This window comes from Aureispira sp. CCB-E (genome assembly GCF_031326345.1).
Lineage (GTDB): Bacteria > Bacteroidota > Bacteroidia > Chitinophagales > Saprospiraceae > Aureispira.
Map to the genome: position 1 here is coordinate 179,853 of NZ_CP133671.1, position 20,058 is coordinate 199,910.

At 35.7% G+C, this 20,058-nt stretch carries 12 protein-coding genes; 5 read left to right on the forward strand and 7 right to left on the reverse strand.

What is annotated here, in order from left to right; translation table 11 throughout:
* Nucleotides 1-61: 61 nt before the first annotated feature.
* Nucleotides 62-3,235 carry a D-arabinono-1,4-lactone oxidase gene (locus tag QP953_RS00780; protein ID WP_052595684.1) on the forward strand — a complete coding sequence of 1,058 codons (3,174 nt, stop codon included), beginning with the start codon at nt 62-64 and terminating at the stop codon, nt 3,233-3,235.
* Nucleotides 3,236-3,297: 62 nt separating this feature from the next.
* Here QP953_RS00780 and QP953_RS00785 read toward each other — a convergent pair whose 3' ends face one another.
* Together QP953_RS00785 and QP953_RS00790 are read right to left on the reverse strand one after the other, a co-directional pair.
* A complete protein-coding gene (locus QP953_RS00785; protein ID WP_309553657.1) occupies nt 3,298-4,074 on the reverse strand; it encodes an MBL fold metallo-hydrolase in 777 nt (258 codons plus the stop codon).
* A 264-nt stretch (nt 4,075-4,338) separates the two neighbouring features.
* Entirely contained in the window at nt 4,339-4,923 is a 585-nt protein-coding gene (locus QP953_RS00790; RefSeq protein ID WP_052595688.1) for an RNA polymerase sigma factor, read from the reverse strand.
* A 574-nt stretch (nt 4,924-5,497) separates the two neighbouring features.
* Between QP953_RS00790 and uvrA the strand changes: the two genes are divergently transcribed.
* The 3 genes from uvrA (at nt 5,498) to QP953_RS00805 (ending at nt 11,125) form a co-directional block, all read left to right on the forward strand.
* Nucleotides 5,498-8,278, forward strand: coding sequence for an excinuclease ABC subunit UvrA (gene uvrA / locus QP953_RS00795; RefSeq protein ID WP_309553658.1), 2,781 nt, complete (start codon nt 5,498-5,500; stop codon nt 8,276-8,278).
* Nucleotides 8,279-8,570: 292 nt separating this feature from the next.
* Nucleotides 8,571-9,671, forward strand: coding sequence for an aminopeptidase (locus QP953_RS00800; protein ID WP_052595694.1), 1,101 nt, complete (start codon nt 8,571-8,573; stop codon nt 9,669-9,671).
* Nucleotides 9,672-9,709: 38 nt separating this feature from the next.
* Nucleotides 9,710-11,125, forward strand: coding sequence for a hypothetical protein (locus QP953_RS00805; protein ID WP_309553659.1), 1,416 nt, complete (start codon nt 9,710-9,712; stop codon nt 11,123-11,125).
* Nucleotides 11,126-11,731: 606 nt separating this feature from the next.
* Here the strand turns inward: QP953_RS00805 and QP953_RS00810 are convergent.
* On the reverse strand, nt 11,732-12,922 hold the full coding sequence (locus tag QP953_RS00810) for a prolipoprotein diacylglyceryl transferase (protein WP_052595697.1): 1,191 nt from the start codon (nt 12,920-12,922) through the stop codon (nt 11,732-11,734).
* A gap of 490 nt (nt 12,923-13,412) precedes the next feature.
* Between QP953_RS00810 and QP953_RS00815 the strand changes: the two genes are divergently transcribed.
* A complete protein-coding gene (locus QP953_RS00815; protein WP_309553660.1) occupies nt 13,413-16,220 on the forward strand; it encodes a CHAT domain-containing tetratricopeptide repeat protein in 2,808 nt (935 codons plus the stop codon).
* Here QP953_RS00815 and QP953_RS00820 read toward each other — a convergent pair.
* From QP953_RS00820 to QP953_RS00835, 4 genes are all read right to left on the reverse strand, one after another.
* Nucleotides 16,217-17,023 carry a metallophosphoesterase gene (locus QP953_RS00820; protein ID WP_052595704.1) on the reverse strand — a complete coding sequence of 269 codons (807 nt, stop codon included), beginning with the start codon at nt 17,021-17,023 and terminating at the stop codon, nt 16,217-16,219. The genes QP953_RS00815 and QP953_RS00820 overlap by 4 nt on opposite strands.
* A gap of 254 nt (nt 17,024-17,277) precedes the next feature.
* Entirely contained in the window at nt 17,278-18,357 is a 1,080-nt protein-coding gene (locus QP953_RS00825; RefSeq protein WP_309553661.1) for a fatty acid desaturase, read from the reverse strand.
* A gap of 13 nt (nt 18,358-18,370) precedes the next feature.
* Nucleotides 18,371-19,099 carry a hypothetical protein gene (locus QP953_RS00830; protein ID WP_309553662.1) on the reverse strand — a complete coding sequence of 243 codons (729 nt, stop codon included), beginning with the start codon at nt 19,097-19,099 and terminating at the stop codon, nt 18,371-18,373.
* Between the two features lie 78 nt (nt 19,100-19,177).
* Nucleotides 19,178-19,948, reverse strand: coding sequence for a hypothetical protein (locus tag QP953_RS00835; protein ID WP_309553663.1), 771 nt, complete (start codon nt 19,946-19,948; stop codon nt 19,178-19,180).
* Nucleotides 19,949-20,058 lie beyond the last annotated feature (110 nt).

The window sequence follows — 20,058 nt, forward strand, 5'->3', positions numbered from 1 at the left end:
ATAATTTTTACAAAAAAATATAGTTAATTTTTCCAAACCGTTCTTTAAAAACATCCCTGTTATGGCATCACCTTCTTTAAAAAAGTGGAGCACCGAATTCGCACGTCTATTAGAAAGTACATTTTCTGGCACAATTACTCCTCCTGAAACTATTGCAATTATTGAGTCCTACCTTTTGGAAGATGGCACTACTCTTAGCCCTCACCTAAACAAACAAAACCCTGGTTCAAAAGTATTTAAAGGTATGCTGCAATCAATTCTAGAAGAAACTCATTCTTCCGATGAAAGTGTCAAGGACTATTTGGCCAATGTTATTCAAGCTTATTTAGAACATGATGAACAATCTTTAGATCGTTACATTAATGAATCTGGATCTGGCGCTTTATTATTCAAAGAAAAAGCAGAAATGGTAAAAGCCGATGGGACAATTGTGTTGGGTATTCCTGGCTCGGTAAAACATACTGCCATCAAAGAGAAAAGAGCCCAAGAACGGATGTCCTTGCCTGGCGACTGGTCTTTGTATACCTGCCAATCTATTCACAACAGAGACACTCCTCAAAAAGAAAAACACGATGGTATTATTAACTGGGTTCGAGTAACGCTTCCTGAAAAAGATGCCCCTTTTTTGGAGCCACACAAAAACGACATCAAAACACCAATTGGTTGGGTACGAGCTTGTGACCACTTGGCATTTTCCAATGAAGGACTCCGTCGATATGTGTTTAATGACAACTATCCTAATGGCATCGATCAACCTGGCGAGCACCAACAATTACCACCATTCAAACGAGTAGATTTAGTAACACCTGCACGTTATGACTTGGTAAGATTTGCCCCTTTAGCTATTTTTATTGGTTACGAAGAAGAAGATTCTACTACCCCCCTATTTTATATTTTAGAAGGGGGCAATGCTTTGGGGCAAGCCAAGGTAATGTATGCTTCTAGTACCGATTTAAACAAGCCTATCTTAATGGAATCTGGCTATAAGCCAACTCCTTTTGCCAATCCCGAGAATTATTATTTATCTAAAGTATTGTTTCACGAAATGGATCCTATCCATGTTTCTATCAAAGTATTCACAGAGGATGAGATAGAGCAAGGAGAAGATAAATACCATTTTCACATTGACTTAACCCTAGAACGTACCTCCTTAGAACAAGTGGCTAGCGTTGACAACTTTATTCCGCCAGCCAAACAACTATTGGATGCGTTTTTAAGAATCGTAGAACTTGAATGCATGGGTGTTCCTGTCGTCAAAACAACACTTCTTGAAGATAGAATTATGTTGCTCAAGCAGAGGATTACCAAAGAAGAATCGGCAGGACATGATGTTAGGGTTAAAGCATTAGAACGCCGACTAATGCAATTAGAACAACAACTAAACCAAGCTCCTAGACAAGACATAAAAGGTTTGCTTCAAGATTTGAACCAACAAGGGTTAACGCCTAATTTACTGGACAAATTAAAACATCATAGCACACACAATGAATCCATTTTAAAAGATGAACTAGGTAAACAAAAACATCCGTTCATCGATCCTGGTACACACCAAAAATGGGAAAATCAATTGGCCAACCAAGTTGTTGAACCATTGCACTTGTTTAAACCTCAAACCTTAAATGGTGCTAGTGATCCCGATTCTGTCGTTTCCATCTTAAAACGTGCTGTAGCAACAGGAAATACCGTCAAAGCGGCAGGATCTGGGCACTCATACTCTGATGTTGCAACAACACCTGATTTTTTTGTCGATACTCATGGACTTAATAGCATTTCTAGCATAGCCAAGCCCATTTCGGGGCAGTTATCAACAGATATGCTACGAAGCAACTTACCTTTAGCTGTTGACAAAGTAACATTCCCCGATAATAATCCAACCAACCCTAAAGACAGAGAAAAAAATCTAGCTTTATTTGAAACTGAAGCAGGAATTAGAATAAAAGATCTAAACAACGCACTTGCAAAGAGAAATGTTGGTCTAAAAAATATGGGTGGTTATGATGGGCAAACCATTATGGGAGCTATTTCTACTTCTACGCATGGCTCTGGAATTACGCTTCCTCCTTTTCCTGATATGTTGCGCTCTCTAGTTTTAGCCACAACAGGAAAATGGGATGGAAAAACCATTAGTGGCAACGATGGTGATGAGGGCGTTTATTTGTATCGAATAGAACCTAGTGATGGAATTACAGACCCTACTAAATACAATCATCCCGACATTCAACTCATACAAGACGATGATTGTTTCTACAGTGTTATATGTAGTATGGGATGTATGGGGATTGTCTATTCTATTGTGTTAGAAGTCATGCAAATGTATTGGTTAGAGGAAACACGTGAAATTACGACACTAGACAAAGTTTTTGAATTGCTACAATCGGAAGATGGCTCTATCCCTAATATTCTAAATGAATACCGCAACTTTGAGGTTTTAGTACATCCATACCCTATGGATGCTAATTACAAAGTTATAGACATGGATCCAAGTCTCCCACCAGAACACTATTACCCCAACTTTAGATGTCTACTTACCAAACGAAATATTGCACAAGATCCAGGAGGATTAGATCATAGAAAAGGCCATCGTCAACCACTAACACAATTCATGAGTCATTTTGGTCTTTCATTTGAACTAACAGCAGCATTGATTAACGCTATTCCTAAACTAACACCTGATATTATTGACTTAGCATTAAATGGATTAACAGACAGTGGCTACATCAACAAGTATTGGCATATTTATAATCTTGGATTAAATGGAAATGCAGGATTTGCGACAGAAATTGGTTTTTCACTCGAAGATGATGAAGGCAAATATACCTCAGAGCATTTTAAAGCAGCAGTAGATAAAATTCACTTAGTCGCTCAAAATGCTCGTATCAATGGAGAACAATATCAATCCTCTCCCTTTTCATTGCGTTTTGTCAAAGCATCCAATGCCCATCTTTCGATGATGGAAGGTGTTAATACTTGTATGATTGAAATGGATATGGTGACGGGTACTTATGGTGGCATGGAAATTATGATGCGCTACCAAGATAGTATGTATATGTTGGGTGGTCGCCCACATTGGGGTTTAGAATTTGACCATTTGACAGGAAGCAATAATTTAATTGCGGATATGTATCCTAAGTTGGATAAGTGGTTGGCGGTCTATGAGCAATTCAACGAACTAGGAACATTTAACAATCGTTTTACCGATCGTGTTGGATTTACCAAACATACGTTTACTCGATAACAAGGAAATAATTGAGAGGAAGGGCACTGCTCTTGCTCTCTTTTTTTTACAGAAATACTTGCTTACGATACGATTGAATACCACTCATACGCTTGCCCCAAAAACACAAATTGCGCCTCTAATTCCTCTTTCATTTCTTCAACTGTTGGGTATTTGATCTTCGCTATTCTTTTGACAATACCTTTGGATGCCTTGTTTTCATCGTGTGTATGAAAGATTGTTTGAGGGTTCAAAACTTTTGCCAACTCCAATGCATTTGTTTTACCAGGATTGACTACCCCACCCAAAAAGAAAGGAAGTTTAAAGGACGAAAATCCAACTATCAATGCCTTTACTTGATATCGAGATAAATACGTTTGCTGCTCTAATGTTAATTCAAAACCATGCGGACAATAAACTATTAATTCATGCTCGTTTCGAATCAAAATAGCATCAAAAGCAGCTGATAAAACTTTGGAAGATTTTAAGTATGCAATATCAACATTGCCAAACCTAAGCCATTCTTTTTTATCCCAAAGAGGTAAGGTCTCTATTTCTCTTTTTCCAAATTCTTTGACCAAACGCTTTTTAGCTTTGGGATTGACCAACAATGGCACTGAGTTTAGCTGATGCAACGTCTCTTCATGACAATGGTCTGAAAAAGGTTGCGAGATCACAATAGCATGATAAACTCCCAACAAGTCGATAGAAATTGGCGGAATAGTATGCCACTGCTCATTAAACCAAGCAAAACCGTCTATCTCTGATCCTTGCAACCAAGGGTCAATCAATAAAATGGTTTGCCCCCACTGCAACTGCCAACTAGTATCCATATTTAGCCTTCGTATCTGTAACATCATTTAAATTTTTCACAAAGCCACATATTCTGAGGCGAGCTTATACGCCCCATTTATTAGGAAATAAAGAGCCATAAAATTAGTTAAATAACGACAAAAAAAATGCTTTATTGGAGAACAACAACGTTCCAATAAAGCATCCTTTTTCGAAGTAGTGAGAAAACAACAACTTTTTGACACTACTTACATTTGCAACCCAATATTTCTAGAGCTCCCCCTAGATTTATGATATGGCTACAAATTCATTTTACTTACTTACATTCGACCTTACTGTAGGCTAATTTGGTGCTCACCAATCATCTTACGAATATTGATTAATGCATAACGCATTCGACCTAATGCAGTATTAATACTAACATTGGTTAGTTCTGCAATTTCTTTGAAGCTTAATTCTGCATAATGTCTAAGCAAAATCACTTCTTTCTGTTCTTGTGGCAACGCTTCGACTAATTGTCGCACCTTGGCATAGGTTTGATTCTTAATCATCTTACTTTCTTCATTGTCCTCATTACTGTTAATCAGATTAAAGATGTCAAAATCTTCTGATGGCGTAATAGTTTTTCTTCGCTTGTTTTTGCGAAAAAAGTCAATGCATAGATTGTAAGAGATGCGTAGTGCCCACTGTAGGAATTTTCCTTCTTCATTATATTTTCCAGATCGGAAAGTATCTATAATTTTAATGAAGGTTTCTTGAAAAATGTCATTGGCCAAATCTGTATCCTTTACAAACATATAAATGGACGTATAGATTTTGCCTTTGTGGCGGGTGAGCAATGTTTCAAATGCTCTCTCATCTCCACGTATATACGTACGGATGAGGTCTCTGTCGGTACAAGACTTACTACTTTGCATAATTACTTTTATTTACTTACTTACAACTAAAAAAAATGCTAGGGAGTAAAATTTTCGACGATAGGCGATATTGTTTTTTGTTTAAGAAATAATATTTTTTTTTTGTTTAAAAGAAATAGACTTCACCAAGAACCTTTTTATTTTTGTATTCTTGAATAAACAAAAGCTATTCAAATTTTAGGACAAGCACAAAGTTTATTCTGTGATATAAGGCTTTGAACAAATAAAGTTAACTTTTTTGTTAGAAATTACGTTATCTTTAAACTGTTTTTTCAGTTATTTAACAGTTATATACCCTGTGATTGATAAAACGATTGTTCTTTTTTTTTGTTTTTGCTTGTAGATTGCATGATCACGTGTCTGTTGATTATTCACCAAAATAAGATTTGTTATCTTGTTATTTTATAAATAATAGTCCGCTAATTTTTAAAGTAGACTACTCTTTAATATTATCAACTTAGGTAAAATCAGCTTTATTTTTTTGATTTTAGATGTGATATCATTCGCAGTTATTTATGTGTTCTTTTTTTTCACTAAACTAATTACGTTAATTTAGTTTATAAGGTTTCAATTAATGACGAAAAAAAAATCTATCCATATTCAAGGCGCTCGTGCCAACAATTTACAAAACATTGATATTGAAATTCCTTACAATCAACTTATCGTTGTTACTGGAGTTTCTGGGTCGGGCAAATCGTCTTTGACAATCGACACCCTATATGCAGAAGGGCAACGTCGATATGTAGAAAGTTTGTCCTCTTATGCGCGTCAATTTTTGATGCGAATGAAAAAACCAGATGTTGACAATATCAAAGGTCTTTGTCCTGCTATTGCCATTGAACAGAAAGTCGGCACCAAAAATGCCCGTTCAACAGTCGGCACATTAACAGAGATTTACGACTACTTACGTATTCTCTACGCTCGAATAGGCAAAACGTTTTCTCCTATATCTAATCAAGAGGTCAAAAAGCATACCGTTTCTGATGTAGTAGACTATGTTTTGTCTTTGGAGGAAGGAACAAAGGTTATGTTGCTAATCCCTTTTATGCAACGAGAAGGGCAAACCTTACCTAAAACGCTCAATTTTTTGCTACAAAAAGGCTATACTAGGGTTTTGTACAACGGAAAGCTTCAAAAAATAGAAGTTTTAATCGAAAATCCAGATAGTGTAAAAAATCCTAAAGAAGATTTAAAAATTTTAATTGATCGTTTCGCAGCCACCCAAAATGACGAAGATAACGCCAAGCGAATTGCTGATTCTTCTCAAATAGCTCTTCAAGAGGGTCAAGGTATTTGTATGATTCAAGATACCAATGGAAACGAGACTATTTTTAATAATAAATTTGAGTTGGATGGGATTCTTTTTGAAGAACCAACACCTCAATTATTTAATTTTAATAGTTCATTTGGAGCCTGTCCTTCTTGCGAGGGATATGGTCAAGTTATGGGCATAGACGAAGACAAAGTTGTTCCTGACAAAACAAAATCTGTTTTCGAAGAAGCCATTGTTTGTTGGAGAGGTGAAAAAGTCGGGCGTTGGCGTCAAAAATTCTTAAATGTCGCTCACCAACTTGATTTCCCTGTGCACACTCCTTATAGAGATTTAACGGAAGAACAACGTCAATTATTGTGGACAGGCAACGAACTTTTTGATGGTATCAATGCCTTTTTTGAAGAATTAGAATCCAAGACATATAAAATTCAAAACAGAGTTTTATTGGCTCGTTATCGAGGCAAAACAAAATGCCCTACGTGCTCTGGGTCTCGTCTTCGAAAGGAGGCATTACATGTCTATATTGACGGAAAAACCATTGCCGATTTAATTCATATTCCAATCGAAGATTTTTATGCCTTTTTTGAAAACATAAACCTTTCAGATACCGATTATGAAATTGCTCGTCGTTTAATTATAGAAATTACAACACGACTTCAATTTATGTTGGATGTTGGATTAAATTATTTGTCAATAGATCGGATCTCTTCGACATTATCTGGTGGAGAAATTCAACGCATCCATTTAACTCGCTCCTTGGGCTCTAACTTAACTAGTTCTTTGTATATTCTGGATGAGCCAAGTATTGGGTTGCACCCTAGAGATACAACTCGTCTAGTCAAGGTGCTTAAAGCACTAAGGGATTTAGGTAATACAGTAGTGGTTGTCGAACACGAAGAGGACATTATTGCCAATGCTGATTATTTGGTTGATATTGGTCCTCAAGCGGGGGTACATGGTGGCAAAGTTGTTTTTGCAGGTCCTTATGAGAATATCCATAGCGAGGCTGCCGATTGCTTAACCGCCAAATATATGAGTGGTCGGATGGAAATTCCAGTTCCTCAACATCGTCGCACATCGACACAGTCTATTACTATAAAAGGAGCTAGACAACACAATTTAAAAGACATAGATGTTACCTTTCCTCTAAATACCTTTATTGCTGTTTCAGGAGTAAGTGGAAGTGGAAAGACAACTCTTATCAAGCAAATTTTATATCCTGCTATGATGCACCAACTAGGCGAAGGAACTGAAAAGCCTGGGGCACATAGTGCTATAGAGGGAGATACAAAAGCAATCCATCGAGTAGAAATGGTCAATCAACAGCCTATAGGCAAGTCTTCTAGGTCTAATCCTGTTACTTATGTCAAAGCTTATGATGCCATTCGTAAACTATTTTCTAGCCAACAAGCTGCCAAAATAAAAGGTTTCAAGCCCAAACACTTTTCTTTTAATGTGGAAGGTGGTCGATGTGAAACTTGTAAAGGTGCAGGCGAGACAATTGTCAGCATGCAGTTTTTGGCAGATGTGCGATTGACTTGTGATGATTGCAATGGTTTCCGCTTCCAAAGTGAGGTATTGAGTGTTCGTTATAAGGATAAAAATATTTATGATGTTCTTAATCTGACGGTAGAGGAAGCGCTGGTTTTCTTTGAAGACAATGAAGAAATTATCTCAAAAATACAACCACTTTACGATGTAGGTTTGGGGTACATTGGTTTGGGACAACCTTCGAGCACCTTGAGTGGTGGAGAAGCTCAACGGGTAAAATTAGCTTCTTTCTTGGCAAAGGAGAATAGTCGTGAAAAAATCTTGTTCATCTTTGATGAACCAACTACAGGTTTGCATTTCCACGATATACAAAAACTACTCGATGCCTTTAATGCCTTGGTTGAAATTGGACACTCAATTATTGTAATTGAGCATAATTTAGATGTTATCAAATCAGCAGATTATGTTATTGATCTAGGTCGAGATGGCGGTGTTAATGGTGGACAGCTTTTATTTCAAGGCACTCCAGAGGACTTGATAAAAGTTAAAGAATCATATACGGGGGAGTACTTGAAGGAGAAGTTAAGATAAACCCTACTGATATAAGAATGACAAACTTCAATAAAGATAAAAGTTTGTCATTCTTAATCTGATAACAAGCTTATCTATTTAGATAGTCGTTCGTAGATAACCTATGGTGCTACTTCGTGGTTTCAACGAACTATTGTTTAGATGGATTGAAACTAAAAATTAGTATTCGTAAAATTTTCTAAAAAAGCCCCCATCTCTTCTCTTTGAAGCATTCTTGAATTATCTTCAACAATGCTTATTTTTTTGTATCTTTTCGACTTACTTAACAACAGCAATCTAAAAACGCAACAACATGTCGTCTATTCTAAATAAATATGCTCAATTATTAGTCAATTACTGTGTCAGTCTCAAAGAGGGGGAACGTGTCTTTGTACAGTCTACTACCCTAGCAGAACCTCTGATTCGAGAAGTTTATCGAGAAATATTACGAGCGGGTGGTTTGCCACATATTCAAATGGATTTTAGAGATCAAAATAACATTCGACTGAATGAGAGTAGTCCTGCCCAGTTGGAATATGTCGATCCTATTTATGCAGCGGCTATGCAAGAGTTTGATGCCTATATCTATATCCGTGCTCCTTTTTATAGTCGAGCCACACAGTCTACCAACTCAGAAAATGCAAAATTGGATGCTGCTGCAAAATTACCCTACCGACAACGCTACTCAGAACGGACAGCAACCTTAGAATTAAAGCGTACTTTGTGTGAATACCCAACCATTGCCAACGCTCAAAACGCAGGGCTTTCTCTTGAAGAATATGAACACTTCATATACAATGCTTGCCATCTTTTTGATGAGAATCCTCAAGCTTGTTGGGAAAACGTGAGTCGCCAACAACAGGCTGCTGTAGATTTGTTGAATAGTAGAACTCAGATGCGTTATTTAGGAGAAGGTATTGACATTCGCTTCTCGACAGAAGGGCGCACTTGGATCAATTCCGATGGAAAAACGAATATGCCATCGGGCGAAGTATACACGGCTCCTGTTGACGATTCGGTCAATGGAACCATTCACTTTGCTTATCCATCGATGTTTATGGGAGAAGAAGTCGAAGGGATTACCCTTTGGGTAAAAGATGGTTGGGTTGAAAAATGGGAAGCTAAAAAAGGAAAAGCGTTGTTAGATAAAATTTTTGCCATTGACGAAGGGGCTAGACGTTTTGGAGAGGCTGCCATTGGAACAAATATGCGTATTCAAACTCCTGTTAAGAACATCCTTTTTGATGAAAAAATTGGAGGAACAGTACACATGGCTATTGGGCAAGCCTATATTCAAAATGGAGGCACCAACAAATCTGCGATTCATTGGGATATGATTGCAGACATGAAGAATGGTGGAAAAATTTACGCAGATGATGAATTGATTTATGAGAGCGGTCAATTTATATTCTAATAAAAATATACTTGTAAAGTAAGTTACTTGTTTCAATTATGTCGACTTCTACTCTTGATACCAAACCTTCCCAAAAACTCTTTTGGTTGGGTGTTTTTAGTTATGCTACCTTAGCTCTATTAGCCATCGTCTTTTATAAAGAGCGTACTATTTTTTGTGACGTTGCTTTTCGCTTTTTTGCTATTATCAAGGCAGATGACTACGCCATACAAGCCAATCGTTTTGGTTCTTATTTTACGCAATCGTTCTTATACCTTAGTCAAGCAATAGGTTTACCGCTTAAGTACGTAATGATAAACTACTCTTTGGGTTTTGTCATCTACAAAGCGCTAGGATTTTTTATCTGCTTAAATGTTTTAAAGAAGCCTAAATTTGCACAGACAATTCTATTAGTCGATTTGCTCATTGTTTCCGAAACCTTTTATTGGATTCAGTCAGAGCTGGTAGAAAGCTTAACTTTTTTGATATTCTACTTTGCTTTCTTGCAATATTCCGCAGAGCGAAAGGTACATGTTTTACGCTTACTGTTGTTGTTGGGTATGCTTATAACGGCTGTATTCTTTCATCCACTGTCGTTTATTAACATCACCTTTCTTTCCTTATTTTTATTTTTAAGCACAGACCATCGCAACTTTAAGAAATATATTCTGATTGCCTTTCCTATCATGCTAGGTATTTTGGCTGTCAAAACCTTGTATTTTAAAACAACTTATGACACCAATGCCAGTAGTGGTATTAATAATTTTGTTCGCTTCTTCCCTGATTATATATCCATTAAAAGCAATCGACATTTTGGGCACCACTTGCTAACGGACTACTATTTCTTGCCTATTCTATGGGTTATTGTCTTAGGGTATTATGCCCAAAAACGCTTTAAAATGAAGTTTTTCCTATTGTTTTTCTTTGTTTTAGGTTATTTGCTTCTAATTAATGTTTCTCAACCTGAAGGGCATATCATTTTCCACATGGAATCTTTTTATATGCCTTTAAGCTTATTCATATCCCTTGCCTTTGTGCAAGATATTCTACCATTATTAGCTTCAAAAAAAGCGATAACACTGCTCACTTTCATTGTTGTCTGTCGATTGATCCATATTGGCTTTCAACATGAAAAGTTTTCTAAACCATTGGAATGGAAACAAGCATTACTGAAAGAAACTGCTCATTTAGAAAATAAGAAGCTGGCTATCTATTATAAAGATGCCCCCGAAAATTTGATGTTAACTTGGGGAAGTTCTTATGAATTTTGGATGCTATCTACTATCGAAACGGGTGTGGCTAGGTCTATTATTATTTATGACAATCCTAATACTATGACACCTGGTAGAATGCATCTCAAAAATGTTTTCTTATCTCAGTGGGGAGGTTCTGCCTACAACGATTTACCCAAAGCTTACTTTCCTTTTCAAGATAGTACACATGGCTATGTATTTTACAAACCACTTGCTAAATAAAAAAAGGAAATGTAGGTAAAGTTATTCTCTCCTATTATTTATTTACAATTGATTTACTTGTTGGGTATTATGGAAATTTATTGCATGAGGACTTTGCCGTTGTTATGACATCTGGCTAAGTTTTCGTGATTTTTTATAGTTGCGACCGAAGGGAAGCAATCCGAAGGACCTCTGGCATTATAAAAAATAGAAAACCCGAAGGCTCAACGAAGCTAATTAGTCAGTAAATATCATGCAAATTGGAATATCAACCCTAGATTACCTTTGGTGCTACTTCGTGGTTTGGTTCTTTTATCAATGACCCCGAAGGCTCACGCAGTAAAAGAACAAAAAAACAGCATTTCCAGCTCTCATATTAAACTTTTTTACAAACTGATAATAACTGGATTTTAATACGTCAAAACATCCTGAAGCTATAATGGCTAAAATTACCCTTTCTTTTCTTGGTTGTTTATACTAAAACAATTGCTATTCTGATACATCTACCACTTAACATCAAGATAGACCTAACCACTAAATTATAGTTCTTATTTTAGAGCGAAGCAATCAATTACCTCACTCATTTTCACAACAACAAGAAGTAGGTTCGTGATTTTTGCCTATAATTTACCCTTCTGCATTCATTTTTCGTTGTTTCCCCAACAAGATAACGGTTGAGATCACCCCAATGATAAATAGAACAATTGCTATGTATTGTGCTTGTGATAGAGAAAACCCTGCCACAGAATAATCTTCATTAACACGAATCATTTCAAGAAGAAAACGCTCTAGACCTGTTAGAATTAAGTAGACTGTAAATACAATTCCATGAAAAGTTACTTTATGTCGAATTGTCCATAAAATGGCAAAAATAATTAGACAAATAATCAACTCATAGATAGGCGTTGGGAAAACAGGTTCCTGCAAGATGTGGCAATAGTCACCAAAATTATCTGGATAATAACAATCTTCCAATGGAATGCCTTCATTAATGACGTTATTAGGATAACGATAGCCCCACAACCAATCAGGAATCCAATTGTATGGTTTGGCGTATCTATTAGGATCTCCCCAGTCGCCATCTCCTGAAAAATGACAGCCCAAACGCCCCAAGCCTGTCCCCAAAATCATAGCAGGTGCACAAGCATCTAGCATTTGATTAAGTGCAATTTTTTTACTCCGAATATAATAAGAGACGACAAAGAACGCTAAAATAAAACCGCCATAAACACTCAAGCCACTACCGCTAAAAAAATCGCGAACGACACTTTCCCAAGAACTATAATCCACCTCCGTCATATATAAGAGCTTTGCACCGACAATTCCACTGATAGCAGCAATAATAATAATATCGCTTACACGTTGGTGTGGCATAATCGTTTCTTGGATCGTTTGAGGAGTTGGATATAATTCCAATTCTTTCTTTTTTTCTCTATACTTAGACAAAGCAAACAACCCTGCCAAGAAAATTCCTCCTATCCAAGAACCATGTTGCATAGAGAGCAAGTAGTCTTTGGCATCTGGACCTATGAACAAATCTGGATACTGAATGGCATAAAACCCTTTAAATCCAAAAATAAACCCTAATAAAGCATTGACCAATACATCCACCAAAGACAATGGTTTTCCCACTTCTTTGGACTCCTCTACCCCTTCTAACATCCCCAATCGCTCTCTACGTCTCAAATCTAGACTAAGCGCAACGCCACATGCTAAAAAAGTTAACGCTAGAAAAAAGCCATATGTTTGTACCAATGCTAGTGCAGGAATATCTAACCCCAATAAATCATAAAAAGCATATCTTAAATTAGGATACATAGTTTTTGTTTTAATTATCAGTCTATACAGACGCTAAGATTTTGGTTGCCGTCAAAATTAACAATAAAAAATGAAATCTAGTTTTGTTAATTGTTTTTCATCGTATAAAAATGATTGTCGCTTCTTTTATTGAATAAATAAGTACTTTGGTTGAAAAAGCATACCAATACCAAAAAAAGAACCTTTTTAATGTTTTTTTTGAACCTAAAGAACTCACTGGTTCATTCCTATAATTAAGAGATTGAAAAGAATAAGGTTTCAGAAGGGAATAGTTAATTATTTTAACATTATATTAAGAACATCAATAACAACTATCCGATACTATAATTTGTTTTTTCCCTACTTTTCATAGATTCGACGTTTGCTATTTAGACTATGCCGCCTTATCCCTTTATCTTTATACATTATAATGCCCAAAAGTATCACACTAACAATCTACTGAATACATTCTTTCAGCCAACTGTTGCAATTAAGACCTAAAAAAGATCAAATGAGACATATATTTTTACTTTTCCTGCTTCTTCATAGTTTTTTCTTACTCTCAGCTCAAGATATGTTGGTATTTCCCGACAAATACTCCAAACAATTGAGCAATTTACCTATAGATGCCTGCGTACGCCAATCGTATGATATGCTCCATGCAATTCAAGATAACGATATTGCTAATGTAGAAAAATTAAGTCTTTATGGACGGCAGTTATTGCATTTAGGAAGGCATGAATATGCAAAAGAAGTTTTTGAAAAGGCATTAGAAATCAACAACAATGCCTACGGAAAAGAAGATATTCGTTATGTCAAATCGCTGTTGGACTTAGCCAATGCTTATATGCTTTTGATTCGCTATAATGAAGCAGCAGGTATGTATGAAGAAGCTCTGAATACAGTAAAAAAGACATTAGGAACTAAATCCATAGAGTACTTAGAAACCCTCAATCAAAGTGGTTTTGTGTATACTCGTATACGTGATTGGAACAAAGGAATATCAACCTACAACACAGGGCTAAGAGCCATCCAGCAACAAGGTAGAAATAACAGTATCTACCACGCTATTCTTCTCAACAATCTAGGCATCTGTATAAAAAACACCTACAACTACAACGAAGCTATAGAAAAATACGAAGCAGCTTTGGATATTGCCCAATCCTCTCCTCGTTTAAGTGTAAGTATTGTTGCCAATTTGGCAGAGGCTTATGCCTTGGTTGGGCGCAATGAGGATGCTCGAAATATACTAACCCAATACTTGCCCATTGCTACTAAAACCCTGTCTTCCAAAGACCTAACTTTTGCACGGGTTTGGACGCAATATGGCGTTGCATATACTGCTCTAAAGGATTTTGACATGGCAAAGGAAATGTTCAAAAAGGCATTTATTACCAATAGCTTGACATTTGAAAACCTAACTGACATTCCAAATCAAGCTGAAGAGCTGATGTTCAAAAATGATTACCTAGCTACTTGTGGACAAGCTGGCATCATGATGTATACCATAGAATTATACAAAACCATATATGAATCGACCAACGATTTGCAAGCGCTTCAAGATGGATACAAAGTATTGCAAGCAATGACCAAGTATGGCGAAACAATGATGAGCAGCTATATTTCTGAAGCCAACAAGCTTATTTTGTTCCGTTTAGGTGCCTCCATCTTATTTGACAGAGGAACTTATTATGCCTATGAGTTATACAAACACACAAACAATCCTCAGTATATTGAAGATGCATTTTTCTATTCAGAACGAGGCAAGTCAACCTTATTGGTTAATGCATTGCGATCTAAAGAAAATAAAACATTGCTCCAACTTCCAGACAACCTCTTGCAACAGGAAAAAGCTTATAAAGCGGATTTAAAAAATCTACAAAAATTACAAATTGAAGCCGCGAATATTGCCGAAAGAAATGTTATTCAACAAGATATTAATGATCTAAATATCAAAATTGAACAGTTTAAAAAATCTATTCAAGAACAATATCCAGAATATTATGAACACCGCTACAACATTCACTTAAGTACGATAAAAGAAATACAAGACTATTTAGCAAAGGAGGACAAGGTTTTGATTGAATACACTTTGGGTCTTGAAAATCCATTTGTTTTTGTTATTAGCAAAAATAGCTTGGATATGCTTCCTTTAAAATATACTCCCAAAGATTTGAATTTGCAGACACTTAATTTACGCAAAACACTAACTGATTATCGTTTTATCCTTTCGGACAATAAACAAGCCAATAGTTTGTATAGCAATGCTGCGCAATATTTTTATCATACTTTTGTTCAGCCTGTTTTGGCTGATGTAAAAAAAGGGCAACACTTGATCATTGTTCCAGATCAACAATTGGGGCATCTCCCTTTTGAAACTTTTTTGACTGAGCAACCTAAGGAAAATTTGGATTTTGCCCACTATCCTTATTTACTAAAAGATTATCCCATTAGTTATAGTTATTCCGCTACTATTTTATTGGGACAAAAGCATCAACAAAAACACCGTACCATTCCCAAACGGGGAATTTTAGCTTTTGCCGCAGAATATCCTACCATTACATCCAACTCTTTTAGCCATCAACGAGGAGGAGATATTGGTATTGTCCGAGAAGGGCTACAGCCTCTTCCTGGTGCCATTAAAGAAGTAAATTTACTTCAAAAACACTTATGGGGTACTTTTCATAATGGTCTAACAGCTAGTGAGGAAAATTTCAAAAAAGAGGCTTCCAACTATGGCATTATTCATTTGGCAATGCACGGCGTATTGGACAATAAAAATCCTATTTTGTCGAGTCTAGTTTTTTCTGAAGATAGCTCAACTGTAGAAGATAATTTCTTACGTGCTTATGAAATTGCACAACTAGATTTAAACGCTGATTTGGTTGTATTATCAGCCTGTGAAACGGGCTATGGAAAGTTTCAGCAAGGAGAAGGTGTCATGTCTTTAGCTCATTCTTTTTCGTATGCGGGAGCTTCTTCCATTTTGATGAGTTTGTGGCAAGTTAATGATTTTTCAACTAGCCAAATTATGAAGAACTACTATATTAATTTAGCTTGTGGTGTTTCTAAAGAGAAAGCCTTGCGAAAAGCAAAATTAGATTACCTAGAAAATCAAGACAACCAATCTGCTTTGCACCCTGCATTTTGGGCTGCGTTTGTTCAAACGGGTGATGTAAAGCCTCTTGAATTAGTTTCTCGAACTGGAAAAACATTTAAGCAGTTGCATATTATGTTTGGTGTTGGACTTGCCTTATTAGTTATTTTAATTGGATTTTTTATTGTACGTTATAAAAAGCGCAAAAAAATCTCGAACTAACTTGTACGCTTAGGAGCAGTAGGCCATTGTTCAATACCTTTTATGACTGCCCCATCCTCGTAAATAGGTAGCAATACTTTTCGACAAATATGTTGCTCATGTGGGTACCCAAAAGCATTGTTTAAATACCAAATTCCGTTTTTTTGCACGCTTCTATTAAGGTGACTGTGTCCATAGACGTGTAAGTCTGTTCCTAGTTGTTGCAGTTGTTTTTCTATTTTACTAGAACCAAAAACAGGTAATAATGCTTTAACTATTTTGGGAACATTGGGCGGTATTAAATCTTTGCTAGGAACAAAATGAGAAAAAGAGATAATTGCATTGCTTTTGAGGTTCAAATGCGGTTCGTTTAATCCTAAAAAGTAGTTTGTCAATTCTTCTTCTGTCTTTGTCCATTTGCAAGCTTTGTAATCCACCCAAGCTCTTTTAATAGTTACAGAAGGTTGCCCAAAAGAATAGTCATACCATGAGAATATTGGGACAATACTTAATTCTGAACTAACAAAGGGAGTCGTTTGAACACCTAAATCTTCCGCCAACAATAATAATTGATGAAACTTCTCTAAGGAGTTCATTCGTTCCTTTTTACCCAACCAAACGTCATGATTCCCTGGCACAAAAAATACTTTCCAAAACTTCTTTACCAATGACTCTAAAAGAATTGCTGTTTTCTTGAGGTCAGGAATAATATCTCCAGCTACTATCAATATGTCTTCTTGATAATCAATCTCCGATAATTCCATAAACCAGTTCCAGTTTTCTGAATAGTCTACATGCAAATCTGATGTTGCCCAAATTTTCATACGGTTTTAGTTTTCTGAAAAGAAATGTTTTGATCTATATTAATAATCAACTGCGAAGCACTTATACAGTACCACATAGCTAACTAAAAGCGTAGCGCTCACGAAGTACCACGTAGTAGCAGCGAAGCTAAACTGATACGATTTTATCACGAAATAATGCATTCTGTGATGATGTTAAAATACAGATAAGAAAAGAGAAAACTAAATAATAAGGAATTGTTATTGCTTTGAATCTTATTGCAAGATCTATTCGTTTAGGTATTGTCGTCTTTTTTTAGGTTAGCAATAGCCTTAACGGACTTATTCTGTGCTTGATTATATCGAAAGGGTTGCTTACTATTTTCGAAATATCCTTTTATAATCCTCTTTATAGAATATTTGTAATAATAGTATAAGAATTTAAAAAAGTTGCCTTTGACAATTCTATTGTTAGGATGAGATGAACCAATATAGTCTGTCGCCTCTTTCAATTTATAATGCGGAATGCTGGGATTGATGTGGTGGGCAAAATGATCCCTACCCAAACCTATTAAAAAATAGTCAATCACAGGACCATAACTTAGATTAATGGAATTCACAACGCCTTTATCATAAGTCCAAATTTCATTGGGATACCATACCGTATCTGCTCCCGTGTGGTTGAGGAAAGTGGTTATTAAAAAAAAGACCCAAGCTACTAAAATAGGTAAGATACCTACAAAAAAGAAATAGCTAAAAGGCATAAAACTGGCTATAAGTGCCAATAGTAGAAGATAGGCAAGAATAAAAACAAATGCCTTGATGGAGTTGGGCGTTTTATCAGGCCAAAAATAATTGACGTAATTAGGCGTCTTGGTGAGGCTTGGAAACAATATTGCCATTAGGTAAGCAAAGAACGGAATCAATACAACCGATCGAATCAGTCGTTGTAACCAAAAGTCTTTTCGTTTCGCTTTTGGTCCAAATGCCTCGTCTTTTTCAATGTTGCCAATAAAATTGTGATGCATATTGTGACTCCTTCTAAAATTTTCATAATTCATTAACATAAACGAAGTAGCTATGCTTCCTACCAATTGGTTGACTTTATGATTGTTACTAAATGACTGATGCCCACAATCGTGCCCGATTAACCATAAACTAAGATAAGACAAACCATGAAAAAAGGCGATCACTAAAGCTATGCTAACATAAACCCAATTGTCTATACTTGATTTTAACAACATATATTGTATTATAAAAAAGAGAATAACAAACGCTAAAAATTTGAAAAAGTGAAACAAGGAGTGATACAAATTAGAACGATACTTATGATCTCTAAACTCCTTGGCATAATGCTTTAAAATAGTAGTACTCATTATATATACAGCTTTAATTGTCGATAAAAAAACAAGATGCGATCAACAGGAATATTCCTATTGAGGACAGCACAGAAAGGGTAGAATTTGTCTTCTTAAGGTATTGGGTTGTCTCTAACTGAAAGTCTACTTTGAGCATGAAAATCAAAATGAATGATATCTGAGCAGTAAATAGTCTCATACTTAGAAAATCTTCATGACAAAAGGACAATAACAAGGAAAATGATTGAAGCACGAGAAAACCAATAGAGTGGTATTTTTCTCCTGAAATCAAAAAAGGAAGCCCCCATATCAAATACAATATTCCATAGTAATCATTCGTCGAAGCATCAAAAATCTGAGGATAATTGAGATAGTTAATGGCTGCTGTAGCACTTTGAATGGAAAGAAAAATCAAACACAACAAGTGTATGGCAGTATTGAATACTTTCACATAACGAGTGCCATTATAAGAAGCCTTCATAAATAAGATTCCTTGTGGCAATAATATCAAAATAAGAATCATATATGCAACCATTTGATTGTATCCCACGAAAAAAAGAACATATAGTAACGTTACATAAAAAGTTTCGACCATTGCTAGTTCATGAAGTCGTTTTTGTGCTTTTTCAAGCTGACTTTTTTGAATCGCTCCAAGCCCCAAAATTGAAAAAATAACTACAAGAATGTATAATTCAAAAAAATTAATACAAGTGAGATAAACCAACCATTGAGCAAACAAAATGATTGATATTTTCATCATTTTTATTTTCATTCTTTCCGAGACTATTAATGATTACGAATACGCTGCCATAGAGTAAAGAATTACCACAGATAGAGTTTAAGATAATAGCAGTCCTGTATTCTGCCTAATAGTTTTATATACAGGAGGTAAGTTTAATTTTTTGTCAAAAGGCATGGGTCTACGAATACCACATACCGTAATATGGCGAGGCATTTTGTAAATACGATCATTTTCCATACTTATAATGCCATTGTCTATAAATAGCTGGTTGAACGTTTCATTACTTGCACGATAAATTTTATTCCAATCATCTGTAATGTCTTCTTTTTCTAAATCGGAGCTATCAAAACAAAAGTCAGAATTGTAGTGGATGGTCATACCTCTAATTTCATTAAAATAGTCCTCAACAAAACACCGAACTTCTTTATCTACTTTCGTTTCTAGTTCATAAAAGCACTTTGGAAATAAGTGTGTATAATGTTCAAAAGCCTTGGGAGAAATAAAGGATGCAATACCTGTTACATTTTTCAAAAAGTATACTTGACTGATATTTCTACGAGAATACCACATACCAAGCTTCCAAATAATGTTACCGCGATAACCACTTCTCTTCATTACTTGTCCAAAATGAAGGATATATTGACTGCGCCCTAATGGTCCTTTTTTATATTTCGTTAAATGATAAAAGCTTACACCTTGAATGATGTCTCCCTTTTTTATCATCACTATATCGTATCCATAATCTTTTTCTAATCGATCCGCAATGAAGCTTGGCGCAGCAGATTTATAATATCTATAAATTAGGTTTTCAAGTTGTGCCCGTTCTGACACACTAAGCTCATTAACTTTTTTCTGAATTATCTTCATACAAATTATTGTGTAAAATTTCTGTAAAACAGATTTAAAAAATGTTGTTGTGAACCTTAATAGATGTGGTGTGATTTTTTTTAATGCTCTGCTTCAAAGAAACGAGAAGA